Genomic DNA, 23778 nt, shown 5'->3' on the forward strand with positions numbered 1-23778 from the left:
GGGAGGAGCCGGAGGTGGGGGTGGCTCAGGATCGAGCGTAGCGGTGCCTTCTGCACCACCCCCACCCCTGCCCCCTCCCCGCAAGGGCGAGGGGAAAAAGCTCATTGTTCTGAGACGGTTCAGCCGCGGAGGGCCGTGTATGCATCCACTAGCCCGCAAGGGAAAAGCAAAAGGCGCCTGCGGCTTTTCTTTCCGGCCGATGGTAACCGAACGCCCCTGCGCCACGTATCCGCCCGAACGATCGGGACCCATACGCTCCCGCCCCCCCACGACGCTGACCCGGGATCCAGACGCTTGGCCGCCTCCCCCGCCCTCGAAGCCCCCGAGACCGTCGACCGGCAGGGCCGCCGCTGGTTCTACCGCCATCCGCTGGTGATCCGGCTGGCGCACTGGATCAACGCCGCGGTGCTGCTCGTGCTGCTGATGAGCGGCCTGCAGATCTTCAACGCCCACCCGGCCCTCTACTGGGGCGCGACCTCGACCTTCGACACGCCGGCGCTCGCCATCACCAGCGATCAGGGACGCGACGGCACCAACCGCGGCGTCGTGACGATTGGCTCCCACACCCTCGACACCACCGGCGTGCTTGGCCTGTCGGAGGAAGGCGGCACCGAGGTCGAGCGCGCCTTCCCGGGCTGGGCGACCCTGCCGGCCAACCAAGACCTCGCCACGGGGCGGCGCTGGCACTTCCTGTTTGCATGGCTGCTGGTGATCAACGGCGCGGTCTACCTCCTGTACGGGCTGGTCTCCGGCCAGCTCCGCCGCCGCCTGATCCCGGACGGCGACCAGATCCGCCATCTCGGCGGCTCCGTGAAGGAGCACCTCCTCCTGCGCTTCCCCGAGGGCACGGAGGCCAAGCGCTACAATGCGATCCAGAAGCTGACCTATCTCGTTCTGGTGCTGGGCCTGCTGCCCGCCATGGTGCTCGCCGGGCTCGCGATGTCGCCCGGAGTGGATGCCGCCTGGCCCTGGCTCACCGAGCTGTTCGGCGGCCGGCAATCGGCCCGCAGCATCCACTTCATCGCGGCCGGGCTGATCGTGCTGTTCGTGGTGGTCCACGTTCTGCTGGTGATCGTCTCCGGGCTCGTCAACAACATGCGCGGCATGATCACCGGCTGGTTCAGCCTCGGCCGCGACCGGGAGAGCGCCCGATGATCCTCCACCGCCGCAAGCTCCTCACCGCCGGCGCGGGCCTGATGGGCACCGCGCTGCTCGGCGGCTGCGACAAGTTCGCCGGGACCGAGAGGGGGCAGCGCACCCTTCAGGTCGGCGAGGATGCCAACCAGTACGTCCAGCGCCTGTTGATGTCGCCCACGACCCTGGCCCGGGAATTCCCGACCTCGATGATCTCGCCCTGGTTCAAGCCGAACGGCACCATCGACCCGCCGGACCGGGCGTTTCGCAGCCTCGTGGCGAAGACGTTTTCGGACTTCAAGCTGACGGTGGACGGGCTCGTTCAGACGCCGCTCTCGCTCAGCCTCGCGGACCTGCGCGCCCTGCCCGCGCGCACCCAGATCACCCGTCACGATTGCGTGGAGGGCTGGAGCTGCATCGGGCAATGGAGCGGCGTGCCGCTCGCCGATGTGCTGAAGAAGGCCGGGCTGAAGCCGCAGGCGCGCTACGCGGTGTTCCATTGCGCCGACACCCTGGAGGTCGAAGCGGGCCCCAAGGGCGGGGGCAAGGGGCGCGGTCAGGGAGCGTCCCTATGGCGCCCGACCCATCCCGGGGCGGTGCGCGAGGCTTATGTCCAGCTCGCCGCCGCCGACGATTGGGGCGGCCCTGCCACCGCGACCGATGCGCCAAAAGACGATTGGGGTCAGGGCGATGCGGCCCCGGAGCCGGAGCCGGTCGGCACGCCGATCCGCTACTACGAGAGCATCGACCTCTACGACGCCTTCAATCCGCAGACGATCCTGGCCTACGACCTCAACGGCAAGCCGCTGCCGGTTTCGAACGGCGCCCCTCTGCGCCTGCGGGTCGAGCGCCAGCTCGGCTACAAGCAGGCCAAGTACGTGATGCGGGTGGAGATGGTGGAGTCCCTCGCCGGCATCGGCCAGGGTAGCGGCGGCTATTGGGAGGACCGCGGCTACGAGTGGTATGCGGGGATCTGAGCGCTCAGCGAGGTTTCAACGTACGCTCGCGCTCAATCGCCTCCGTCAGCACGGTGTTGATGCGGGCTTGCCAACCCGGCCCTTGGGCGCGGAAATATGTGACGATTTCCGGCAGGAGATGGATTGCGACCATCTCGTCAGACCTGCCGGTCGACCCACGCCGTACGAGGCGGTCGCCGACATAAAAATCGGCGCGCGCGAGCATCGCGTCCGTCAACTCCGGGATCTCGTCGTACTCCTCCGGCGTGATCGTGTGTGCGTCTACCTTGGCCAGGTCGCTCTTGATCGCGGCCTCAGCGGATGAGCGGTGCGTATGGCTTCTGCTCTCTGACATTGGCCTTCCTCATCGAGAAAACGTGACGGTCCCACCCGCGCCGGGTCCAGATTATGATCGCCATCCGACCGGCCAGGAAGCCGACGGTGACGATACGGCATTCGCCGTAATCCTGGCGGGTATCTTCGAACGTGAACACCGGGCCTTCGAACACAACGGCTGCGTCCTCGAAATCGAGTCCCCGTTCCGCCAGCGTCCGATCGCGCTTCGCGGGATCGTAAGTGATCGCCATCGCACACGACTCTCATAGGCCTCGTGCGCGGCCTACGCCGGCTCCCTCGGGTGAAGCTTGCGTCACCCCCGCCATTTGACATCCCGCCGCCCGTGACCCACTTGTCCCCGGCGCGCGGCCCCGGCCCGACGGCGGGCATACGTCCCACGCGAATCTCGAACAGAATTCGTCCGTCGCGCCCAGGCTCCGTCAGGGGCAGAGGTCTGAATGAAAGTCGTCGTCGTCGAGTCGCCGGCCAAAGCGAAGACAATCAATAAGTATCTCGGCCGCGACTATGAAGTCATCGCCTCCTTCGGGCATATCCGCGACCTGCCGGCCAAGGACGGTTCGGTCGATCCCGAACAGGATTTCAAGATGATCTGGGAGCTTGCCGACCGCGGCGCCAGCCGGGTCAGCGAGATCGCCAAGGCCGTCAAGGGCGCCGACAAGCTGATCCTGGCGACCGACCCGGATCGCGAGGGCGAGGCGATCTCCTGGCACGTGCTGGAGGCGCTGAACGCCCGCAAGGTGCTCAAGGGCATCCCGGTCGAGCGCGTGACCTTCAACGCCATCACCAAGTCGTCGGTCGAGCAGGCGATGCGCAAGCCGCGCGAGATCGACCAGGCGCTGGTCGATGCCTACCTGGCGCGCAGGGCGCTCGACTATCTGGTCGGCTTCAACCTCTCGCCGGTCCTGTGGCGCAAGCTTCCGGGTGCCCGCTCGGCCGGGCGCGTACAGTCCGTGGCGTTGCGCCTCGTGGTCGAGCGCGAGATGGAGATCGAGCGGTTCAAGCCGCGCGAGTACTGGACGCTCATCGCCACGCTGACGACCGCCGACGGCGCGACCTTCGAGGCCCGCCTCGTCGGCGCCGACGGCAAGCGCATCCAGCGCCTCGACGTCGGCACCGGCGACGAGGCCGCCGCGTTCAAGCGCGACCTCGAACTCGCGACCTTCCAGGTGGCGAGCGTCGAGGCGAAGCCCGCCAAGCGCCATCCGCAGCCGCCCTTCACCACCTCGACCCTCCAGCAGGAAGCCTCGCGCAAGCTCGGGATGGCGCCGGCCCAGACCATGCGGGTCGCCCAGCGCCTCTACGAGGGCGTCGATGTCGGCGGCGAGACGGTCGGCATCATCACCTACATGCGGACCGACGGCGTCGATATGGCGCCGGAGGCGATCCAGGACACCCGCCGGGTGATCGGCAAGGAGTTCGGCGACCGCTACGTGCCGGACGTGCCGCGCAAGTACACCGTCAAGGCCAAGAACGCCCAGGAAGCCCACGAGGCGGTGCGGCCGACCGATATGGGCCGCCTGCCGAAGGCCGTCGCGCGCCACCTGGAGCCCGAGCAGGCCAAGCTCTACGACCTGATCTGGACCCGCACCATGGCGAGCCAGATGGAATCGGCCGAATTGGAGCGCACCACCGTCGACGTCACCGCGAAGGTCGGGCCGCGCCAGATCGACCTGCGCGCCACCGGGCAGGTGGTGAAGTTCGACGGCTTCCTGGCGCTCTACCAAGAGGGCAAGGACGACGAGGAGGACGAGGAGAGCCGCCGCCTGCCGCCCATGAAGGCCGGCGACCCGCTCAAGCGCGAGCGGATCAGCTCGACCCAGCATTTCACCGAGCCGCCGCCGCGCTATTCCGAGGCGAGCCTCGTGAAGCGGATGGAGGAACTCGGTATCGGCCGCCCGTCCACCTATGCGGCCGTGCTCCAGACCCTGCGGGATCGCGAATACGTCAAGATCGAAAAGAAGCGGCTGCAGCCGGAGGATAAGGGCCGGCTCGTCACGGGCTTCCTGGAGAGCTTCTTCCGGCGCTACGTCGAGTACGATTTCACCGCCAGCCTGGAGGAGCAGCTCGACCGGGTCTCCAACGCCGAGATCGACTGGCGGGCGGTTCTGCGCGACTTCTGGCGCGACTTCTCCGCCGCGATCGGCGAGACCAAGGAGTTGCGCGTCACCGACGTGCTGGAGGCCCTGAACGGCCTGCTCGGCCCGCACATCTTCCCCGACAAGGGCGACGGCTCGAACCCGCGCACCTGCCCGACCTGCGGGGCCGGCCAGCTGTCGCTGAAGCTCGGCAAGTTCGGCGCCTTCATCGGCTGCTCGAACTATCCGGAATGCAAATACACCCGCCAGCTCTCGGCCACCGGGGTCGACGGCGACGGGGACGGTTCGTCGGCCGAGGGCGGTCAACCGGGCGTGCGGGTGCTGGGCAACGATCCCGTGACCGGGATGCCGGTGACGATCCGCGACGGGCGGTTCGGCCCGTTCGTCCAGCTCGGCGAGGCTTCCACCGAGAAGGACGCCGCGAAGCCGAAGCGCTCGTCGCTGCCGAAGGGGGCCAGCCCCTCGTCGGTCGATCTGGAGAAGGCGCTGGCGCTGCTGTCGCTCCCCCGGGAGGTGGCGCGCCATCCCGAGACCGGCGAGCCGATCCTGGCCAATCTCGGCCGGTTCGGGCCCTACGTGCAGCACGGGAAGACCTACGCCAATCTCGGCAAGGACGACGACGTGCTGGAGATCGGCGGCAACCGCGCCATCGACCTGATCGTCGCCAAGGAGCAGGGCGGCGGACGCGGCCGCCCGGCCGCCGATCCGGGCCGGCCAATCGGCAAGGACGAGACCAGCGGGCGCGACCTCGTGGTCAAGGCCGGCAAGTACGGCCCCTACGTCACGGACGGCGAGGTCAACGCCACGCTGCCGAAGACGATGAACGCCGAGGCGCTGACGCTGGACGAGGCGATCGCCCTGGTGAACGCCAAGCGCGCCGCGGGTGGCGGCAAGCCGGCGAAGCGCGGCGGCGCGCGGAAAACCGCGTCCAAGCCCGCGGCCAAGACGTCATCCCGTGCGGCCAGCGGCGACAAGCCGGCGGCCAAGAAGGCCCCCGCGAAAAAGCCGGCCGCTAAGAAGGCGCCTGCGAAGAAGACGGGGGCCGGTTGAACATACGTTGGGGCGAATACGAAAGCGATCCTCTCAAACCCCCTCATCCTGAGGTGACCGCGTGAGCGGGCCTCGAAGGAAGGCTCCAGGGATCGCAGTGGGATGTGGAGGGCTCCTTCGAGGCCTCCGCTCCGCTACGTCAGGATAAGGCTGAGGACTGGGCTTCGCTCCGGTTCGCGCTGTGCCGGGGCACATCGTGGATCCTGTCCGGCTCAAACCAGATAGGTGATCGTCGCCGCGACTGCGGTTGCGAAGGTCGCCAGCGCGATCGTGGTGGCGTTGACCAGAGCGCGTGCAGGCGGAATGCCGGCCGCGTCGTCGTCACATCCGAAGGCGGCACCGGCCGCATGCTCGAAGCGAATCAGCGTCAGGCGACGGGCCTCGATCGCGGCGTCACTCATGGACTGAGCCTCCCAGGACTGCGGCCCGCTGGCCACGGTCAAGTTTTATCTTCGCCAACAACGTCGCGCATTCGCAGCCGTTCCGACGGAGATCTACTGAGATCCGGCGGTTGCGTCGCGAGAAAGCTTTAACTCATTGTTGTGCAACACTGCGATGACGTGCGGCCGAACGGTCTCGTACGGGCGCGCCGAACAGCCCCTCGCTCGCGGCGGCGCAGCATGCGATGATACGGCTGCGTCGCCAGAGCGAAACGCTCGGGGCGAATGGCTTTGATGTTTCCGTTTTGTTCCGCTATGATGCGGGGATGAAGGCGCATGCTCCACGACCCCAGATCCGTCTGCGCGATTCCGAGCCGGCCGACGCGCCGCGCCCGCGGAGGCCGCGCGTGAGCGATCCGGCACGCGACATATTCGGGCCGGGCGGGAAGGGCTCGGCCGCCCGTTCGCCCGAGCCGCGGCGGCGCCTGGAGGCCTCCGCCTCGATCACGGCGCTCGCAGCCGCCGAGCCCGAGTCCGGCTACACTGCCTCCGACATCGAGGTGCTGGAAGGCCTGGAGCCGGTCCGGCGCCGGCCCGGCATGTATATCGGCGGCACCGACGAGCGGGCGCTGCACCACCTCTTCGCCGAGGTGATCGATAATTCCATGGACGAGGCGGTGGCGGGCCATGCCAGCTTCATCGAGGTCGAGCTGGAGGAATCCGGCTCCCTGGTGGTGACCGATAACGGCCGCGGCATCCCGGTCGACCCGCACCCGAAATTCCCCGGCAAGTCGGCGCTGGAGGTCATCATGACCACGCTGCATGCCGGCGGTAAGTTCGACTCGAAGGTCTACGAGACCTCGGGCGGCCTGCACGGCGTCGGCATCTCGGTGGTGAATGCGCTCTCGGACCTGCTTGAGGTCGAGGTCGCCCGCAACCAGACCCTCTACCGCCAGACGTTCTCGCGCGGTCATGCGCAGGGGGCCTTGGAGCTGGTCGGCCGGGTTCAGAACCGGCGCGGCACGCGGGTCCGCTTCCATCCCGACGCCGAGATCTTCGGCTCGCTGAAGTTCGACCCGCGCCGCCTGTTCAAGATGGCGCGCTCGAAGGCCTACCTGTTCGGCGGCGTCGAGATCCGTTGGCGCTGCGCCCCTGCCCTGCTCGAAGGGCTGGCGGACGTGCCGGCCGAGGCGGTGCATCGCTTCCCCGACGGGTTGCGCGACTACCTCGCCCGGGACATCGACGGCAAGGATCTGGTCACCGAGGCGATGTTCTCCGGCAAGATCACCAAGCCGGGCTCGCACGGGTCGCTCGAGTGGGCGGTGACCTGGATGGTCACCGAGGACGGGTTCTCGCACTCCTACTGCAACACGATCCCGACGCCCGAGGGCGGCACCCACGAGGCCGGCCTGCGGGTCGCCCTGCTCCGGGGCCTGCGCGAGCACGCCGAGCGCGTGAACCAAGCCAAGCGCATGACGGCGGTCACCACCGACGACGTCATGGCGACCTGCGCGTCGATGCTGTCTGTCTTCATCCGCGAGCCGGAATTCCAGGGCCAGACCAAGGACAAGCTCGCCACCGTGGAGGCGCAGCGCATCGTCGAGACGGCGGTGCGCGACGCCTTCGACCATTGGCTGGCCGCCTCCCCGGCCCAGGCCAACAAGGTCCTGGATTGGGTGATCGATCGCGCCGAGGAGCGTCTGCGTCGCCGTCAGGAGAAGGAGGTCGCCCGCAAGAGCGCCACCCGCAAGCTGCGCCTGCCCGGCAAGCTCGCCGATTGCTCGGCAGCCGGCACGGCGGGCTCGGAGATCTTCATCGTCGAGGGTGATTCCGCCGGCGGTTCGGCCAAGCAGGCCCGCGACCGGGCGACCCAGGCGATTCTCCCCTTGCGCGGCAAGATCCTGAACGTCGCCTCGGCGAGCCGGGACAAGCTCGGCGCCAACCAGCTGATCTCGGATCTGACCCTGGCGCTCGGCTGCGGCACCGGGACGGCCTTCCGCGAGGCGGATCTCCGCTACGACAAGGTGATCATCATGACGGACGCCGACGTCGACGGCGCCCATATCGCCTCGCTGCTGATCACGTTCTTCTACCGCCAGATGCCGAAGCTGATCGACCGCGGGCATCTCTACCTCGCGATCCCGCCGCTCTACCGGCTGCAGCAGGGTTCGAAGGTGGCCTACGCCCGGGACGACGCCGACCGGGAGCGCATCACCAAGACGGTGTTCAAGGGCGGCAAGGTCGAGATCGGGCGGTTCAAGGGCCTGGGCGAGATGATGCCGGCCCAGCTCAAGGAGACCACCATGGATCCGAAGAAGCGCACGTTGCTGCGCGTCGCGATCCTGGACGAGGCCCGGGAATCGACCGGCGACACGGTCGAGCGCTTGATGGGCAACAAGCCCGAGGCCCGCTTCGCCTTCATCAGCGAGCGCGCAGCCTTCGCCGAGGGGGCGGATCTCGATATCTGAGGCCCCTGCACAGGCCGCCGCATCGGGCGATGCGGCGGTGTAGGGCGCTGAGAATCGTTTTCGCTAACGTTGCGCAGGGTACACGACAGCGCGCTGTATCGGGTTTCCCATCCAACACCTTCATCCTGAGGTGCCCGCGTCAGCGGGCCTCGAAGGAGGGCTCCAGGGATCGCAGGTCCTTCTGGAGAGCTCTTTCGAGGCCTCCGCTACGCTGCGACACCTCAGGATGAGGCCGTGGGTTGGATTGGGATTGCCCGGCACGGCGCGGTCGTGTCCCGTCCGCGTTGCCCTCGTGCGCGACTCGAAACGCGCGTTGTGACGCGCGCTCCTTGGCTTAGCTGATGTCTGCCTCGTGGGAGAGCGCTCTCGCCTAATGCGCGGCGATCGCCTTCGCGGGATCGAAGGGATGGGCGGCGGAGATCGCGTCCTTGCTCATGTTGAGGACCGCCGAGAACCGGTCGCCGCCCGGCCGTAGCACCAGGGCGCCGGGCTCCACCGCGATGTGCTTGCTTCCGATGCCGAGGAAGCCGCCGACATCGAGCACGACCGCCTTGAGGGTCCCGCCATCGGCGATCAGCAGGTTGTCGATCTTGCCGACGCTGTCGCCCGCGGCGTTGCGCACCTCCACGCCGATCATCGTCGTGGTCAGGAACGCGACAGGCTTCAATCCCTGACGCTTGGCCGCATCCTGGGCATTGGCCGCCTCCATCAAGCGGCCGGCTCCGGTGCCGCCGCTGGTCGATGTCCCCGGCCCCGTTCCCGGCAGGACCGTGCCGTTGCCGATCACGCTCGTATCCTGGGCATGAGCCGGGGCGGCGGCGAGGAAGGCCGCCAGCGACAGGAGAAGATATGGGCTCCGCATGGCTGATCGCTCCGCTGCGCCCTGGTCCAGCGGGCGACGCGGACACAATCGTTCGGCCCTGGCCCGGTTCCGGCCCGCCATGTCGCACCCGCCCGAACCCGTCGGGCACCTCAGAACGAAAAAGGGCCCGGCCTTGCAGCCGGACCCCTTCGCGATGGGGCCGGGAAACCCGGCTCCGTGCATGAAGCTCAGTAGGAGCCGAACTTGTAGTTCACGCCGGCGCGGATGACGGCGAACTCGGTCTTCGCAGCGCCGCCGTTGAGGTAGACGGTGCCGTTCGGGGGCAGGACGCCCGAGAAGTAGACGCCCGAGGCGGCGTTCTTCTGGCGATCGAGGTTCACGTACAGGCCTTCGACCTTGAACGTCACGGCCGAGGACTTGAAGAAGTTCAGGAACGAGTCGGTGGGCAGCGCGTACTCGACACCGCCGCCGACCGCGTAGCCGGTGCGGAAGCTGTCGCGGAAGCGACGGCCAGCGAAGTTCTGGTCGTCCTGGCCCGAGCCGTAGGCGTAACCGCCGGTGGCATACACCAGGGTTCGGTCGAAGGCGTAGCCGATGCGGCCACGCGCCGTGCCGAAGTAGTCTAGGCCATTGCCGCTGGTGGCGACGTAGGCGCGCGGGCTGGTGAAGGCGGAGCCCGGATTGCCGAAACCGGTGTAGTTCTGCGTGCCGTTGGCGCGGCGGGCGAAGTCGACATACTGGGCGTCAGCCTCGAAGCCGATCACCACGCCCGAGCCCGGCGTGAACTGGTAGTTGTAGCCGATCTGCGCGCCGCCGGTGAAGCCGTCGTTGCTCGGCCGCTTGTTCACGCTGATGACGCCAGCGGTGTCTTCCGACCCGACGACCGAGCCGGCCGGCAGGTTGTAGTTCGTGGTGCGACGGCTGTTGGCGTCGATGCCGTAGCCGGCGTTTCCACCGAAGTAGAACCCCGTCCAGGTGAAGACCGGCATGGGCGCGAAAGCCGGCGGCGGGGCCGCGCGGCGCGGCAGGTCGGCCGCGGAAACTGCGGCGGCGGTGCCGACAAGCACAGTCGACGCAAGGAGAAGCTTCTTCATAGTTCCAAAGGTCCTGGGTTAACGGGAGCCGGCAGTCTTCTAGGCGCTCCGGTTCGCAAGGTCTGTCGCTTTCCTGCAACGAGCATCGGCAGACTAGATGCATCGAGTCAACGAATCATGAAGACTTTTCCGCGTTATCATCCTTCATGAAGGCTCTATGAACGTCAAGATTGCTATCGATATTGTCATATTCGATTTGTATCTCGCGAGCGAAGCCGAGATTAAAGCCGCAAGTAGATGGTCCGTGAGGGGGAATACAATCGAAAACGGCAATTTGGGAAGCTTCGGGTGCGGAAACGGTGCCGTCTCGCTTGGGCTCTGTCTGGCGGCGCGGCGCGTAAAGTCCAGGTTAACTTTGTCATCCGATGAATCCCGGTCGAAGGCCGGGCGCGCGCTCGGCAGAGTGAGGCGCTCATGCCCGTCCGCCACGATCAGGCTCCGCGATCCTTCGGCCGGCGGCGGCCGGTCGATGCGCCAGGCCCGGAACGCACGAGGCCCGATAGATCGGCGAGCCTGTTCGGCCGGACGCTGCGCGTGTCGGCGGTCGTCGGGTTCCTGTCCGTCCTCGGCATCACGCAGTTGGCCCGATGGATCGCGGCCGACGAGGCGCCCGCCCGGATCGCCCATGTGGCCGGTCCGGTGCCGGCCGAGCCCGAGACCACCGGCGCGATCACGGCGGCCGGGGCAGCGCGGGGTACGCATCTCGACCCCTGTCGCCTGGCCGACTCGACGCAGCTCAGGCCCTGATCCGCTGTGCGTGGCGGCGCAGGGTCGCGCATTGCGAGATTGACAAGTCGCGCCAACCCCCTAACTGACTCCTGGCATGCGCCCCGCGGCCCCGGAGCGTACCAGCGCCCCGCGCGAGCCATCCCCAGCCGTTGCCGCGACGGTGTCCTTCGCGCCGGCCGGGCGCGCAACGGTTCCTGAACGCAGATGCCTTTTTCCGACCTGGGACTGAGTGAGAAAGTCCTGAACGCCGTCGAAACGGCGGGATACACCGAGCCGACGCCGATCCAGGCCGAGGCCATTCCCCACGTGCTGGCGCGCCGCGACGTCCTCGGTATCGCCCAGACCGGGACCGGCAAGACTGCCGCCTTCACGCTGCCGATGCTGACGCTGCTGGAGAACGGCCGCGCCCGGGCGCGGATGCCGCGCACGCTCATCCTCGAGCCGACCCGCGAGCTGGCCGCCCAGGTGGTCGAGAACTTCGACCGCTACGGCACCAACCACAAGCTCAACGTGGCGCTGATCATCGGCGGCGTCTCCTTCGCCGATCAGGACGCCAAGCTGATGCGCGGCACGGACGTGCTGATCGCGACGCCCGGCCGCCTGCTCGACCATTTCGAGCGGGGCAAGCTGCTGCTCACCGGTGTCGAGCTCCTCGTGATCGATGAGGCCGACCGGATGCTCGACATGGGGTTCATCCCCGATATCGAGCGCATCGTGAAGATGGTGCCGTTCACCCGGCAGACCCTGTTCTTCTCCGCGACCATGCCGCCGGAGATCGAGCGGCTGGCCGACATGTTCCTGCACAACCCGCAGCGGGTCGAGGTGGCGCGGCCGGCCTCCACGGCCACCACGATCACGCAGCGCCTCGTCGCCACCGGCTCCGAGGGCCATTCCAAGCGCGAGCGGCTGCGGGACCTGATCCGCGGCGAGGCCGAGCTCAAGAACGGGATCATCTTCTGCAACCGGAAACGTGATGTCGCCCTGCTGCAGAAATCGCTGGTGAGCCACGGCTTCGACGCGGTGGCGCTCCATGGCGACATGGATCAGCGCGCGCGCACCACGGCCCTCGACGGGTTCCGGAACGGCGAGACCGCCCTGCTGGTCGCCAGCGACGTGGCGGCGCGCGGGCTCGACATCCCGGCGGTCAGCCACGTCTTCAACTTCGACGTGCCGCACCACCCGGAGGACTACGTCCACCGGATCGGCCGTACCGGCCGCGCGGGCCGGAGCGGCACGGCCTACACGCTTGCGTCGCCGGAGGATGCGCGCTCGCTCGGGGCCATCGAGACGTTGATCGGCCAGCCGATCCCGTGGTTCGACGGCGATCTGACCTCGGTGTCCGATTCCTCCGGCGAGACCAGCACCCGCCATCGCGGCCGCTCCGGCGAGGGCCGCCGGGGGGCCCGCTCGGCCAAGGGCGCTGCCTCAGGCGGTGGTCGGAGCGCCGAGGCCGGGGAGCGCCCGAAGGCGCGCGGCGGGCGCGGCGGATCTTCTGCTGCTCCGCGGGCCGAGAGCCGGCCTGCATCTGCGGCTCCGCGGGCTGAGAGCCGCCCCGCATCCGCGGCTCCGCGGGCTGAGAGCCGGCCCGCATCCGCTGCCCCGCGGGCCCAGAGCCGACCGGAGCCGCGCCGCGAGGAGCGGGTGCGGGACGAGCGCGGGCGCCGGCATGAGCCGGAGGGCGACACCCCCGTCGGCCTGGGGTCGCACGTGCCCGCCTTCCTGCTTCGTCCAGTCTTGGCGAAGAAAGATAAATAACAAGACTATTCCGGCTTAACGTCCCATCTACCCACCTGCCGTAGATTGGTTTTCAGGCCCCGCGCGCCCAAGCGCCGGTGGTCTGGGAGCGGCAGGACCGGAATGAGCCAGGAGACCCATTCGGATCGTGATCGCAGCTTCGCGCTGGCGAAGCGGGCGCACGATCTGATTCGCGACTACGGCCCTTCCGCGACCCCCCGCGCCTATGCGGTCTGGTACACCTACGTCGCGGCGGAAATTCCCCTGCTCAGCGACGCGGTGAAGCGCCTCACCACCGAGAATGGCGCCCTCACCGAGGCCGATATCGACGACCTGCACGAGACGTATCTCGATGGGCGGCGTCTCGCGACCGCGGCCGGGGACATCAGCGGCGTGGTCCTGAGCGAGATCGCCGCCGTCACCGATATCCTCGACCTCTCCCTCGGCTCCACCGCCCAGTTCGGCGAATCCCTGCGCGGGCTGGCCCAGGACCTCGCCCAGGGCCTGCCGAGCGGCGCGCGGCTGGGCGAGATCGTCGCGACGCTTGCGTCCACGACGCGCGAGGTCGCGGTGAACAACCGGGTGCTCGAAGCGCGCATGCGCGAGACCCGCAGCGAGATCGAGACCCTGCGCGAGAAGCTGGAGGCGACCCGCCTCGAGAGCCTGACCGACACGCTGACCGGCCTGTCCAACCGCAAGTCGTTCGAGGAGGCCCTGAAGGCGGCCATGGACGCGGCGCGCCTGCGGGCCGGCCCGATGAGCCTGATCATCCTCGACATCGACTTCTTCAAGCGCTTCAACGACCAGTACGGCCATCTGACGGGCGATCAGGTGCTCCGGCTCGTGGCGATCGTGATGCGCGAGAAAGCCGGCAAAACCGCGCAGCTCGCCCGGTTCGGCGGCGAGGAGTTCGGCATCGTCCTGCCCGGGGCGGACCGCAGCGCCGCGCGGCAGGTGGCCGAGACGGTCCGCGCCAGCGTGATGGGGCGGGAACTCGTGAAGCGCTCGACGGGGGAATCGCTCGGCAAGGTCACGGTGTCGCTCGGCGTCGCGGTTTTGCGCCCGGGCGACACGCCGGCCTCGCTGATGGAGCGGGCCGACCTGTGCATGTTCGCGGCCAAGCGCGGCGGCCGTAACCGCGCCGTGGACGACACCGCCGAGGCCCTAACGCAGGTGGCGTAACGGGTTTCGAAAGGGCGAGCCCTTTCGCGGGTGCAGGGCAGAGCCCTGCGATACGGCTCTTCCACCCCCTCGAAGGGGGTGAAAGAGCCGTTTGTCGGGGTTTCACCCCAACACCCCACCAAAGGACGCGTCCTTTGGGAACCCGGGACGTCAGACCGGAGCGGGGATCCGGTCGGCCGAGACCGGCGTGATCGCCACGGACTCGCCGCAGCCGCAGGCGGAGGTCTGGTTCGGGTTGTTGAACACGAACTGCGAGGCGAGCTTGTTGGTGGTGAAATCCATCTCGGTGCCGAGCAGGAACAGCACCGCCTTCGGATCCACGAACACCCGCACGCCGCGATCCTCGACCACGTCCTCGCCGGGCTTGGCGGCTTCCGCATACTCCATCGTGTACGACATGCCGGCGCAGCCGCCGTTGCGGACGCCGACTCGCAGGCCGGCGATCGGCCGGTCGGCATCCGCCATGATCGCCTTGATCCGATCGGCGGCCCGATCGGTCAGCGAGAGAACCTTGAACCCAGTCGACATCGTCACCCTCCCGCCGATCCGGGTTCAAGGCCCGGGGGCGCGTATTCTGACCGCTACAAGATAAGCATTGGGCGGCAGTCGGTCCACCGCGCCCGGGTCACACCCGCCCGGCATTCGGCGCGTCAGGCCGTGAGCTGCGCAAACGTCGCGAGATCGACATTGCCGCCGCTGATCACCACGCCGACCCGCTTGTCCCTGATATCCACCAGCCCGTGCAGCACCGCCGCCGCCGCGAGGCAGCCGGTCGGCTCGACCACGATCTTCATCCGGCTCGCGAAGAACCGCATGGTCTCGACGAGCTGTGCGTCCGACACCGTGACGATGTCGGCCACGTGGCTCTGGATGATCCCGAAGGTGAGCGCGCCGAGCGCCGTCGATTGCGCCCCGTCGGCGATGGTGCGGGGCACCGAGATCGTGACGATCCGGCCATCCCGGAACGAACGCTGCCCGTCATTGCCAGCCTCGGGCTCGACGCCGATCACCCGGCAGCCCGGGGACAGTTCCGCGGCGGCGAGCGCGCAGCCCGCGAGCTGGCCGCCGCCGCCGAGGCAGGCCACCAGCATGTCGAGCTGGCCCACGGTCTCGATCAGCTCCTGCGCCAGCGTCCCCTGCCCGGCTATGACGTCGGGATGGTTGAACGGCGGGATCAGGGTCAGGCCCCGGGGCTCCGCGATCGACCGGCCGAGCGCCTCCCGGTCCTGGCTGTAGCGGTCGTACAGGATCACCTCGGCGCCGTAGCCGCGGGTGCCCTCGATCTTCGCCGCCGGGGCGTCCGCCGGCATGATGATCGTGGCCGGGGCGCCGAGCAGGCGGCAGGCCAGGGCGACCGCCTGGGCGTGGTTGCCCGACGAGAAGGTGATCACCCCGCGGGCGCGCTCCGCCTCGGACAGGGCGCTGATGGCGTTGTAGGCCCCGCGGAACTTGAAGGCCCCGGCCCGCTGCAGGTTCTCGGCCTTGAAGAACAGTGTTGCGCCGGTCATCGCGTCCGCGGTGCGGGAGGTGAGCACCGGTGTGCGGTGCGCGGCCCCCGCGATGCGCTCGGCCGCGCGCGCCACGTCGGCATAGGTGGGCAGGCGGGTGGCCGCCGCGCCGTGTTCGCCCTGCATCGGATCCCGCCTCGTTCCCGCTCCGTGGGGCCGAGTCATACGGGCGATCGGCCCCCCGCGCATCCCGGTCCCACGCACGGCTGCAAGCGGAGCCATTCGTCGGCTCAGGGCTTATCCCGACAGGATCAATCTTGGCAGCAGCGCTGGGGGGCGGCGTCGTCATGCGGATGGGATCGAACGGACGACGCGGCACGGCCGCTGACCGGCTGGCCGGAGGGGGCGCCCGGTGAGCGGCTGGGTGCGCGCGCAAAAGCCGGGCGACGGGGCGACCGAGGTCACGTTCCGGGGCCGCGGGCTGGCCCTGCGCGCCGGCGGGCGGCTGATCCTCTTGGTGTGTCCGCTCTGCTCGCAGCGGAACGCGCAGCGGGGGGCCGAGCGGGGGATCTGTGAGTGGTGCGCGTATGTGCCTTCGCCGGAGGAGGCGGAACCGGTGGAGGTGGGGCGGGGGTGAGCTTTTCCGCCTTTGATTGACGCTCACTCTTCCACAAAGATCTGCGGCTTAAACAAAATGAAACTTCAACAATCTGATGAAGAGGTAGCACGACTTATCCACGAAGCTACCCTTTTCTACGCGAAGAATTATGACCTTAAAACTTGGCGCGTCGGTCGAGGCGGCTCTGACAAATTATTTCTAGGAAGTGCAACAAATCGCAAATGTCGCTTTTGTAGACGTTCTGAGCCAGACGTTTCGTTCCGAAATAACGCTCACGCTATACCAGAGGCGTTGGGAAACAACACGGTATTTTCGAATTTCGAATGCGATGTTTGCAATCAAGAGTTCGGGGACACGATTGAGAATGACTTTGGAAACTGGTTTTTGCCTCGAAGAATGCTGGCGGGTCTAAAAGGAAAAAATAAATACCCGAAAATAAAGAGTAAGGACAGAAAATCCCGGCTCGATTGGCGAGATACTGGACTCCATGTTGATAATGCAGATGAGAGTGATTTCTTCATCGCAGACGAAGAAAGTAAAACGCTGAAATTAAACTTAGATGTGCCGTCTTATATCCCAATAAACGTATGGAGGGCGTTTGTAAAAATGGGTATAAGTCTCGTCGACGAAAGCAGATACCGTTATTTCAGTGATGCTGTAGCATGGGTTAAGGGTGATTTGAAGCCAGATGAACGTGTTCGGACATGGCCCATACAATCTTATGCTATGCCTGGGCCAAGCAAAATTACAGATGTGACCATCGCAATGCTTTATAGAAATAACGATTGGTTAAAACTACCTTATGCGATGCTATTAATCAATTATGGTATTCACTCTTTCCAGGTGCACATTCCATCTTCGGCGAAAGATTTTATGGTGGAAGACGGCGGTATAGATATGCCACTCGTGCCAATGTTTAGCGCGGCGGATATAAAACAGTATGGTGTTCCACAATTGATAGAGCTGGATTTTTCTGGCGACCAAGTGGTCAAGGGAGAGAGATTTACATTTAGGGGGACATACAGTGGGGTGACCGAATTATAGATTGACGCTTATTTCGTCTCGAACATGTTCTTTGTCGCGCACTTTAGCGGAATTTGCCTTCAAAATTGCCCCTGTGGAGGCGTATATTTCAAACTAGTTAACCTTCGGAATAATTGAGTACCCCGAAGGATTGAAGTAAAGATCGGTCGAAAATTAGTTTCCCGCCTATGTATGAATCACCTTCCCATACGCGTCCAGCACGCTCTCGTGCATCATCTCGCTGAGCGTCGGGTGCGGGAACACCGTGTGCATCAGCTCCTCCTCGGTGCTCTCCAGGTTCATCGCCACCACGTAGCCCTGGATCAGCTCGGTCACCTCGGCGCCGACCATGTGGGCGCCGAGCAGCTGGCCGGTCTTGGCGTCGAACACGGTCTTGATCAGCCCGTCCGGCTCGCCGAGCGCGATCGCCTTGCCGTTGCCCGCGAAGGGGAACCGGCCGACCTTCACGGCAAAGCCCTGCTCCTTGGCCTTGGCCTCGGTCAGCCCGACGCTGGCGATCTGCGGCTGGCAATAGGTGCAGCCCGGGATCTTGGCCTTGTCCATCGGGTGGGTGTGCAGGCCCTTGATGGTCTCGATGCAGATGACGCCCTCGTGCTCGGCCTTGTGGGCCAGCATCGGCGGGCCGGCGACGTCGCCGATCGCGTAGAGGCCGGGCACGTTGGTGCGGCCGAGCCCGTCGGTCGCCACGATCCCGCGGTCGATCGTCACCCCGAGCTTCTCGAGGCCGATGCCCTCGATGTTGCCGACCACGCCCACCGCCGAGATCAGCTTCTCCGCGGTGATTGTTTGTGACTTTCCGTCGCCGCTTTCGATGGTCGCCGTGATCGAATCCGCGCCCTTCTCGACCTTCGTGACCTTGGCACCGGTGAGGATCTTGATGCCCTGCTTCTCGAAGCGCTTGCGGGCCAGCCCGGCGATCTCGGCATCCTCCACGGGCAGGATCTGCGGCAGCAGCTCCACCACGGTCACGTCGGCGCCCATGGTGCGGTAGAACGAGGCGAACTCGATGCCGATCGCGCCCGAGCCCATCACCAGCAGGCTCTTGGGCATCGTCTCGGGCACCATGGCCTCGTAGTAGGTCCAGATCAGCTTCTTGTCGGGCTCGATCCCGGGGATCGCCCGGGGGCGCGCGCCGGTCGCCACGATGATGTGCTTGGCCTGGTAGGTGCCGGCGCCCTTGGCGCCCTTCGGCGCCTCGGCCCGCTTGGTCTCCTTCACGGTGACCTGGCCGGGCTGGTTGCCCTTCGCGACGCTGTCGACCGCGGCCTCGCCCCAGATCACGTCGACCTTGTTCTTCTTGAGCAGCATGCCGACGCCGCCGTTGAGCCGGCCCGAGACGCCGCGGGAGCGCTTCACGATGGCGGCGGTGTCGAACCCGACCTTCTCCGCCGTCAAACCGTAATCGCCAGCGTGCTGGAAATAATGAAAAATCTCGGCCGAGCGCAGCAGCGCCTTGGTGGGGATGCAGCCCCAGTTCAGGCAGATGCCGCCCAGGTGCTCGCGGTCGACCACGGCGGTCTTGAACCCGAGCTGCGCCGCACGGATCGCCGTGACGTAGCCGCCGGGCCCGGCGCCGATGATGAGGACGTCGTAGGTATCGGACATCGTGTGCTCCGCCTCAGACCAGCATGCCCATCGGGTTCTCGATCAGCCCCTTGAAGGCCGAGACCAGCTCCGCGCCGAGCGCTCCGTCGAGCACCCGGTGGTCGCACGACAGGGTGGCGGTCATCACCTGCGCCACGGCCGGGGCCCCGTCGCGCACGACGATGCGCTTCTCGCCCGCGCCCACCGCCAGGATGCTGGATTGCGGCGGGTTGATCACCGCGGTGAAGTGCTTGATCCCGAACATGCCGAGGTTCGACACCGAGGTAACGCCGCCCTGGTACTCCTCGGGCTTCAGCTTCTTGGCCCGGGCGCGGGCGGCAAAGTCCTTCATCTCGTTGGAGATGGTCGAGAGCGTCTTCTCGTTGGCCCGGCGGATCACCGGGGTGAACAGCCCGCCGTCGATCGCCACCGCGACGCCGACCTCGGCGTTCTTGAAGCGCAGGATCCGGTCCTCGGCCCAGACCGCATTGGCGGCGGGCACCCGGGTCAGCGCGAGGCCCATCGCCTTGATGACGAAGTCGTTCACCGAGAGCTTGAAGGCGGGCTTGCCGTCCTTGTCCTTGCCGGCGGAGGCGTTCAGCGTCTCGCGCAGCTTCATCAGCGCGTCGAGCTCGCAATCCACCGTCAGGTAGAAGTGCGGCGCGACCTGCATCGCCTCGGTGAGGCGCTTGGCGATCGTCTTGCGCATGCCGTCGAGCGGCACTTCCTCGTAGGAATCCTTGGCGAAGAAGCCCCGGACCTGATCGGTCGTGAGCCCGGCCGGCGCGCCGCCGGCAGGCGCGGCCTTCGGGGCGGGGGCTGCCGCCTTCGGCGCCTCGGCGGCGGCCTGGGGCGCGGGTGCCTTGGTGGCGCCGGAGGCCTTCGCAGCCTGGACGTCGCGGGCGATGATCCGGCCATGCGGGCCGCTGCCCTGGACGGCACCGAGTTCCACGCCCTCCTGCTTGGCGATCCGGCGGGCCAGCGGCGAGGCGAAGACCCGGCCGCCCGCGCCAGCCTGCGGCGTCCCGCTCGGCTGCGCGCCCTCCGGCGCCGCGTTGATCCGCTCGTACGACATGTGGCCGCCGCCGGGCGTGGTGTTCTGATCGGCAGCGGAAGCGTTGGCTTCCGGCTTGGCCGCGCCGTTGGAGGCCGCCTTCGGCGCAGCGCCGCCGGCCTGCACGCTCGCCGGATCCTCGCCCTCGGAGGCGATGATGGCGATCAGGTCGTTGACCGGCACGTCCGCGGTGCCCTCGGGCACGAGGATCTTGGCGAGCACGCCCTCATCGATGGCCTCCACCTCCATGGTAGCCTTGTCGGTCTCGATCTCGGCCAGCACGTCGCCGGACTTGACCGGGTCGCCCTCTTTCTTCAGCCACTTGGCGAGGTTGCCCTTCTCCATGGTTGGGGAGAGCGCGGGCATCAGCACGTTGATCGGCATGGCATCAGGTCTCGGGCTGGGCCGGGGCGGCCGGATCGTCGAAGGGGAAGAGGTCGTCGAGGGGGAACGGAACGGCGTCGAAGGGCGGCAGGGCCACGGTCTCGCCGCACTGGATCGTGGCGAGGAGCACCCAGCGCTCGTTCATGAAGGCAAAGCCTTCGAGTACGCCGGCCGCCGGATCGAGCAGCCAGAGATGGCCGACACCGGCCTCCCCGTAGATGCGGCGCTTCGGGCCCCGGTCGAGCCGGGTCGTGGACGGCGAGAGGATCCCACAGATCCAATCCGGGGGCGTCTCTATGAAGGCATCCTCGGGTTCGGTCGGCATCCGCTCGCGGCGCCAGCCCGCCAGATCGGGCACGACCACCTGCAATCCAAGGTGAAGCTCCGGCTCGATGATGAAGATCCATCCGCCTGGACCACCACGCCCACGTGCGAATGGCCGATCCAGCTCTCCCGACAGGCGGGCTGCGGCCATGCCATGCCGTGGCCTCGGACGCGGATGCGTCTCCAACGTCCCATCGATGATCTCGGCGACGAGATGCGCCGGGACCGCTTCGAGATCCGCGTAGGTCGCCTGCCGGACGGCCGCCTCAGCCATGGTCGGATGCCATCGCTAGTTGAGGCCGCCGGGGTCGAGCCCCTCGGCCTCCCACCCGGCGCGGATGCGCTCGACCGCCTCCTCCTCCGACATGTCGGTCTCCAGCGCGTAGGCGCGGGCCGCCTGCCGGGCGAGGTCGGCCAGAAGCCGTCCCCAGGTCGCCGGATCGTCGAAGGAGCGGCGGAGCGCGACGCTCACCGCGCCATCGACCACGGCCGCGCGCAGCACCTCGACGCCGCCCTGTTCCCGGGCGTCGGGCGGGATCGCGAGTTCGGCGAAGTCGCTGCTGGAATCTTGGCTCATGGCGCGCCGGCTGTTCCTTGACCCCCTGCCGGGACGGGGCGGGACCAGGCCCGCCCACGCACCGGTCACTTGTAGCAGACGCTCTTGGCCGCCTCGACGACCTCGGCCACGTTCGGCAGGGCCAGCTTCTCGAGGTTGGCCGCGTAGGGCATCGGCACGTCCTTGCCGGTGATGCGCAGGACCGGGGCGTCGAGGTAGTCGAAGGCATCGACCATCAGGCGGGCGACGATCTCGGCGCCGATGCCCGATTGCGGGAACCCCTCCTCCACGGTGATGCAGCGGCCGGTCTTCTTCACCGACCGGACCACCGTCTCGGAATCCATCGGGCGGATCGTGCGCAGGTCGATCACCTCGGCCTCGATCCCCTGCTCGGCCAGGATCTGGGCGGCCTTGAGCGCGTAGGTCATGCCGATGGCGAACGACACGATGGTCACGTCCGTGCCGGGGCGGTGGATCCGCGCCTTGCCGATCGGCAGCACGAAATCGTCGAGCTGCGGCACCGGGAAGGACTGGCCGTACAGGATCTCGTTCTCGAGGAAGATCACCGGGTTCGGATCGCGGATCGCGGCCTTGAGCAGGCCCTTGGCGTCCGATGCCGTGTAGGGCGCGATCACCTTCAGGCCCGGCACGTTGGAGTACCACGCGGCGTAATCGTGGCTGTGCTGGGCGCCGACCCGGGCGGCGGCGCCGTTGGGTCCGCGGAACACGATCGGGCAGCCGAGCTGGCCGCCCGACATGTACAGGGTCTTGGCCGCCGAATTGATGATGTGGTCGATCGCCTGCATGGCGAAGTTGAAGGTCATGAACTCGATGATCGGCTTCAGGCCGGCAAGCGCCGCGCCGACGCCGATGCCGGCGAATCCGTGCTCGGTGATCGGGGTGTCGACCACGCGCTTGGCGCCGAACTCCTGCAGCAAATTCTGGGTGATCTTGTAGGCGCCCTGGTACTCGGCGACCTCCTCGCCCATCACGAACACGTCGCCGTCGCGGCGCATCTCCTCCGCCATGGCGTCGCGCAGGGCCTCGCGCACCGTGGTGGTGACCATCGGCGTGCCGGCCGGGAATTCCTCCATCACCGGCTCGTCGGCCTTGTTGGTGATGACGGCCGGCGCCGCCGGCGCCCGCGGGGCGTCGTCGCTGGTCTTCGACGCCGGGGCGGCCGTGTCGGCCATGCCCTCGGCCTGCATGTCGGGGGTCGGGGCCGGATGGCCGCCGGCGCCGTTGGGCTTCGGCGCCCCGCCCGACTGGACGCTCGCCGGATCCTCGCCCTCGCCGGCGATGATGGCGATCGGCGTGTTGACCGCGACACCCTCGGTGCCCTCCGCGATCAGGATCTTGGCGAGCACGCCCTCGTCGATCGCCTCCACCTCCATGGTGGCCTTGTCGGTCTCGATCTCGGCCAGCACGTCGCCGGACTTGATCGGATCGCCCTCTTTCTTCAGCCACTTGGCGAGCTTGCCCTCCTCCATGGTCGGGGAGAGGGCGGGCATCAGGATGTCGGTCGCCATGCTCAGCTCTGCGGTCGTCGTCTCGATAGGGGGGCGGCCAGCGTCGTCGGCGACGCGCTCAGGCGTGCGCGTCCAGCAGGATGTCGGTCCAGAGCTCGGACGGATCGGGCTCGGGGTCGTTGGTGGCGAACTCGGCCGAGGCGTTGACGGTCTCGCGGACCTTGGCGTCGGTCGCCTTCAGATCGGCCTCTGGAACCCCATGCAATTCGAGCAGGCGCTTGCGCACCATCTCGATCGGGTCGTGCTCGTCGCGCATCTTCGAGACCTCGTCCTTAGTCCGGTACTTGGCCGGATCGGACATGGAATGGCCGCGGTAGCGGTAGGTCTGCATCTCCAGGATGTACGGGCCCTGGCCGGTGCGGGCGTGCTCGATCGCCCGGCCGGCGGCCTCGCGGACCGTGCGGACATCCATGCCGTCGACCTGCTCGCCCGGGATGCCGAAGGAGAGGCCGCGCTTCGAGAAGTCGGTCTGCGCCGAGGCCCGGGCCACCGAGGTGCCCATGGCGTAGCGGTTGTTCTCGATCACGTAGACAACCGGCAGCTTCCACAGAGCCGCCATGTTGAAGCTCTCGTAGACCTGGCCCTGGTTGGCGGCGCCGTCGCCCATATAGGTCAGGCTGACCTTGCCGTTCTCCCGGTAATGGTCGGCGAAAGCGAGGCCGGTGCCGAGCGAGACCTGGGCGCCGACGATGCCGTGGCCGCCGAAGAACTGCTTCTCGCGGCTGAACATGTGCATCGAGCCGCCCTTCCCGCGGCTGTAGCCGCCGCGGCGTCCGGTCAGCTCGGCCATGACGCCCTTCGGGTCCATGCCGCAGGCCAGCATGTGACCGTGGTCGCGGTAGCCGGTGATGACCTGGTCGCCGTCGACCGAGGCCATCTGCATGCCGATCACCACGGCTTCCTGGCCGATATACAGGTGGCAGAAGCCGCCGATCAGGCCCATGCCGTAGAGCTGGCCGGCCTTCTCCTCGAAGCGCCGGATCAGCAGCATCTCGTGGTAGGCGTGGAGGTCTTCCTCGCGGGTGAATTGCGGCATGTTGGGCGCCGCCGGCTTGTGCGACTCGGCGGCCTGAGGACTTCCGGCCTGCGATGACCCGGACGAGGCGTCCTTGGCGGGCTCCTTGGCGGCATCCATCGGCGCTCTCCCCGTGATTCCACGCGACTTCGTGGGGGTGTAGGACAGCGACGAAGGGAAAGCGAGGGTCACCGCTCTGACAGGAGGCCGCTCTTGTC

General features: G+C 67.5%; 21 protein-coding genes. 8 read left to right on the forward strand and 13 right to left on the reverse strand.

Translation table 11 applies throughout. From position 1 onward, the window contains the following. Positions 1–294: 294 nt before the first annotated feature. Positions 295–1155, forward strand: coding sequence for a cytochrome b/b6 domain-containing protein (locus tag MKK84_RS35090; protein ID WP_243927642.1), 861 nt, complete (start codon positions 295–297; stop codon positions 1153–1155). After that, positions 1152–2111, forward strand: coding sequence for a molybdopterin-dependent oxidoreductase (locus MKK84_RS35095; RefSeq protein ID WP_243927644.1), 960 nt, complete (start codon positions 1152–1154; stop codon positions 2109–2111). Before MKK84_RS35090 ends, MKK84_RS35095 begins: the two co-directional genes overlap by 4 nt. A 4-nt stretch (positions 2112–2115) precedes the next feature. On the opposite strand, the gene MKK84_RS35100 is transcribed toward MKK84_RS35095, so the two are convergent. After that, positions 2116–2445, reverse strand: coding sequence for a BrnA antitoxin family protein (locus MKK84_RS35100; protein WP_243927646.1), 330 nt, complete (start codon positions 2443–2445; stop codon positions 2116–2118). Next, entirely contained in the window at positions 2405–2677 is a 273-nt protein-coding gene (locus tag MKK84_RS35105) for a BrnT family toxin (RefSeq protein ID WP_243927647.1), read from the reverse strand. The genes MKK84_RS35100 and MKK84_RS35105 overlap by 41 nt, the downstream gene beginning before the upstream one ends. Before the next feature lie 207 nt (positions 2678–2884). Between MKK84_RS35105 and topA the strand changes: the two genes are divergently transcribed. After that, a complete protein-coding gene (topA, locus tag MKK84_RS35110) occupies positions 2885–5593 on the forward strand; it encodes a type I DNA topoisomerase (protein WP_243927649.1) in 2709 nt (902 codons plus the stop codon). A 212-nt stretch (positions 5594–5805) separates the two neighbouring features. Here topA and MKK84_RS35115 read toward each other — a convergent pair whose 3' ends face one another. Beyond that, on the reverse strand, positions 5806–5994 hold the full coding sequence (locus MKK84_RS35115) for a hypothetical protein (RefSeq protein WP_243927651.1): 189 nt from the start codon (positions 5992–5994) through the stop codon (positions 5806–5808). A gap of 386 nt (positions 5995–6380) precedes the next feature. Here MKK84_RS35115 and parE point away from each other — a divergent pair, with 386 nt between their 5' ends. Beyond that, a complete protein-coding gene (gene parE / locus MKK84_RS35120; RefSeq protein ID WP_243927653.1) occupies positions 6381–8441 on the forward strand; it encodes a DNA topoisomerase IV subunit B in 2061 nt (686 codons plus the stop codon). Positions 8442–8811: 370 nt separating this feature from the next. Here the strand turns inward: parE and MKK84_RS35125 are convergent, their stop codons facing one another. Both MKK84_RS35125 and MKK84_RS35130 read right to left on the reverse strand, forming a co-directional pair. Next, the gene (locus tag MKK84_RS35125) at positions 8812–9303 is read right to left on the reverse strand and encodes a PRC-barrel domain-containing protein (protein WP_243927655.1); all 492 of its coding nucleotides are present in this window, start codon (positions 9301–9303) and stop codon (positions 8812–8814) included. A 188-nt stretch (positions 9304–9491) separates the two neighbouring features. Next, positions 9492–10358, reverse strand: coding sequence for an outer membrane protein (locus tag MKK84_RS35130; protein ID WP_243927657.1), 867 nt, complete (start codon positions 10356–10358; stop codon positions 9492–9494). 414 nt (positions 10359–10772) lie between these two features. Here MKK84_RS35130 and MKK84_RS35135 point away from each other — a divergent pair, with 414 nt between their 5' ends. The 3 genes from MKK84_RS35135 (at position 10773) to MKK84_RS35145 (ending at position 14003) form a co-directional block, all read left to right on the forward strand. Then, the gene (locus MKK84_RS35135) at positions 10773–11105 is read left to right on the forward strand and encodes a hypothetical protein (RefSeq protein WP_243927658.1); all 333 of its coding nucleotides are present in this window, start codon (positions 10773–10775) and stop codon (positions 11103–11105) included. 186 nt (positions 11106–11291) lie between these two features. Then, on the forward strand, positions 11292–12842 hold the full coding sequence (locus MKK84_RS35140) for a DEAD/DEAH box helicase (RefSeq protein ID WP_243927660.1): 1551 nt from the start codon (positions 11292–11294) through the stop codon (positions 12840–12842). 102 nt (positions 12843–12944) lie between these two features. Next, complete coding sequence (locus MKK84_RS35145) at positions 12945–14003, forward strand: sensor domain-containing diguanylate cyclase (RefSeq protein ID WP_243927662.1); 1059 nt, start codon at positions 12945–12947, stop codon at positions 14001–14003. Positions 14004–14153: 150 nt separating this feature from the next. Here the strand turns inward: MKK84_RS35145 and MKK84_RS35150 are convergent, their stop codons facing one another. Both MKK84_RS35150 and MKK84_RS35155 read right to left on the reverse strand, forming a co-directional pair. Beyond that, positions 14154–14531, reverse strand: coding sequence for a HesB/IscA family protein (locus MKK84_RS35150; protein ID WP_243927664.1), 378 nt, complete (start codon positions 14529–14531; stop codon positions 14154–14156). Between the two features lie 122 nt (positions 14532–14653). Next, the gene (locus MKK84_RS35155; RefSeq protein ID WP_243927666.1) at positions 14654–15637 is read right to left on the reverse strand and encodes a threo-3-hydroxy-L-aspartate ammonia-lyase; all 984 of its coding nucleotides are present in this window, start codon (positions 15635–15637) and stop codon (positions 14654–14656) included. 508 nt (positions 15638–16145) lie between these two features. On the opposite strand from MKK84_RS35155, the gene MKK84_RS35165 reads away from it, so the two are divergent. Next, on the forward strand, positions 16146–17114 hold the full coding sequence (locus tag MKK84_RS35165; RefSeq protein WP_243927668.1) for an HNH endonuclease: 969 nt from the start codon (positions 16146–16148) through the stop codon (positions 17112–17114). Positions 17115–17279: 165 nt separating this feature from the next. Here MKK84_RS35165 and lpdA read toward each other — a convergent pair whose 3' ends face one another. From lpdA to pdhA, 6 genes are all read right to left on the reverse strand, one after another. Further along, on the reverse strand, positions 17280–18719 hold the full coding sequence (lpdA, locus tag MKK84_RS35170; RefSeq protein ID WP_243927669.1) for a dihydrolipoyl dehydrogenase: 1440 nt from the start codon (positions 18717–18719) through the stop codon (positions 17280–17282). A gap of 13 nt (positions 18720–18732) precedes the next feature. Then, the gene (locus tag MKK84_RS35175; RefSeq protein ID WP_243927671.1) at positions 18733–20136 is read right to left on the reverse strand and encodes a pyruvate dehydrogenase complex dihydrolipoamide acetyltransferase; all 1404 of its coding nucleotides are present in this window, start codon (positions 20134–20136) and stop codon (positions 18733–18735) included. A gap of 4 nt (positions 20137–20140) precedes the next feature. Further along, positions 20141–20734 (reverse strand): Uma2 family endonuclease, encoded by a 594-nt coding sequence (locus MKK84_RS35180; RefSeq protein WP_243927673.1) that lies wholly within the window; start codon positions 20732–20734, stop codon positions 20141–20143. Between the two features lie 15 nt (positions 20735–20749). After that, on the reverse strand, positions 20750–21037 hold the full coding sequence (locus MKK84_RS35185; protein WP_243927675.1) for a DUF5076 domain-containing protein: 288 nt from the start codon (positions 21035–21037) through the stop codon (positions 20750–20752). A 65-nt stretch (positions 21038–21102) separates the two neighbouring features. Further along, a complete protein-coding gene (locus MKK84_RS35190) occupies positions 21103–22545 on the reverse strand; it encodes a pyruvate dehydrogenase complex E1 component subunit beta (RefSeq protein WP_243927677.1) in 1443 nt (480 codons plus the stop codon). Positions 22546–22603: 58 nt separating this feature from the next. Beyond that, positions 22604–23680 (reverse strand): pyruvate dehydrogenase (acetyl-transferring) E1 component subunit alpha, encoded by a 1077-nt coding sequence (gene pdhA / locus MKK84_RS35195; protein ID WP_243927679.1) that lies wholly within the window; start codon positions 23678–23680, stop codon positions 22604–22606. Between the last annotated feature and the right edge of the window lie 98 nt (positions 23681–23778).

It is taken from the genome of Methylobacterium sp. E-065 (assembly GCF_022829605.1).
Classification (GTDB): domain Bacteria; phylum Pseudomonadota; class Alphaproteobacteria; order Rhizobiales; family Beijerinckiaceae; genus Methylobacterium.

Excerpts from the sequence above, each read along its gene's own strand:
- MKK84_RS35105 (WP_243927647.1), bottom strand. The coding sequence starts at position 2,677 with ATGGCGATCACTTACGATCCCGCGAAGCGCGATCGGACGCTGGCGGAA.
- MKK84_RS35115 (WP_243927651.1), bottom strand. The coding sequence starts at position 5,994 with ATGAGTGACGCCGCGATCGAGGCCCGTCGCCTGACGCTGATTCGCTTC.
- MKK84_RS35135 (WP_243927658.1), top strand. The coding sequence starts at position 10,773 with ATGCCCGTCCGCCACGATCAGGCTCCGCGATCCTTCGGCCGGCGGCGG.
- MKK84_RS35190 (WP_243927677.1), bottom strand. The coding sequence starts at position 22,545 with ATGGCGACCGACATCCTGATGCCCGCCCTCTCCCCGACCATGGAGGAG.
- MKK84_RS35165 (WP_243927668.1), top strand. The coding sequence starts at position 16,146 with ATGAAACTTCAACAATCTGATGAAGAGGTAGCACGACTTATCCACGAA.
- MKK84_RS35130 (WP_243927657.1), bottom strand. The coding sequence starts at position 10,358 with ATGAAGAAGCTTCTCCTTGCGTCGACTGTGCTTGTCGGCACCGCCGCC.
- MKK84_RS35175 (WP_243927671.1), bottom strand. The coding sequence starts at position 20,136 with ATGCCGATCAACGTGCTGATGCCCGCGCTCTCCCCAACCATGGAGAAG.
- MKK84_RS35125 (WP_243927655.1), bottom strand. The coding sequence starts at position 9,303 with ATGCGGAGCCCATATCTTCTCCTGTCGCTGGCGGCCTTCCTCGCCGCC.
- MKK84_RS35150 (WP_243927664.1), bottom strand. The coding sequence starts at position 14,531 with ATGTCGACTGGGTTCAAGGTTCTCTCGCTGACCGATCGGGCCGCCGAT.
- topA (WP_243927649.1), top strand. The coding sequence starts at position 2,885 with ATGAAAGTCGTCGTCGTCGAGTCGCCGGCCAAAGCGAAGACAATCAAT.
- MKK84_RS35185 (WP_243927675.1), bottom strand. The coding sequence starts at position 21,037 with ATGAGCCAAGATTCCAGCAGCGACTTCGCCGAACTCGCGATCCCGCCC.
- MKK84_RS35095 (WP_243927644.1), top strand. The coding sequence starts at position 1,152 with ATGATCCTCCACCGCCGCAAGCTCCTCACCGCCGGCGCGGGCCTGATG.
- MKK84_RS35180 (WP_243927673.1), bottom strand. The coding sequence starts at position 20,734 with ATGGCTGAGGCGGCCGTCCGGCAGGCGACCTACGCGGATCTCGAAGCG.
- lpdA (WP_243927669.1), bottom strand. The coding sequence starts at position 18,719 with ATGTCCGATACCTACGACGTCCTCATCATCGGCGCCGGGCCCGGCGGC.
- pdhA (WP_243927679.1), bottom strand. The coding sequence starts at position 23,680 with ATGGATGCCGCCAAGGAGCCCGCCAAGGACGCCTCGTCCGGGTCATCG.
- MKK84_RS35145 (WP_243927662.1), top strand. The coding sequence starts at position 12,945 with ATGAGCCAGGAGACCCATTCGGATCGTGATCGCAGCTTCGCGCTGGCG.
- MKK84_RS35140 (WP_243927660.1), top strand. The coding sequence starts at position 11,292 with ATGCCTTTTTCCGACCTGGGACTGAGTGAGAAAGTCCTGAACGCCGTC.
- MKK84_RS35155 (WP_243927666.1), bottom strand. The coding sequence starts at position 15,637 with ATGCAGGGCGAACACGGCGCGGCGGCCACCCGCCTGCCCACCTATGCC.
- MKK84_RS35100 (WP_243927646.1), bottom strand. The coding sequence starts at position 2,445 with ATGTCAGAGAGCAGAAGCCATACGCACCGCTCATCCGCTGAGGCCGCG.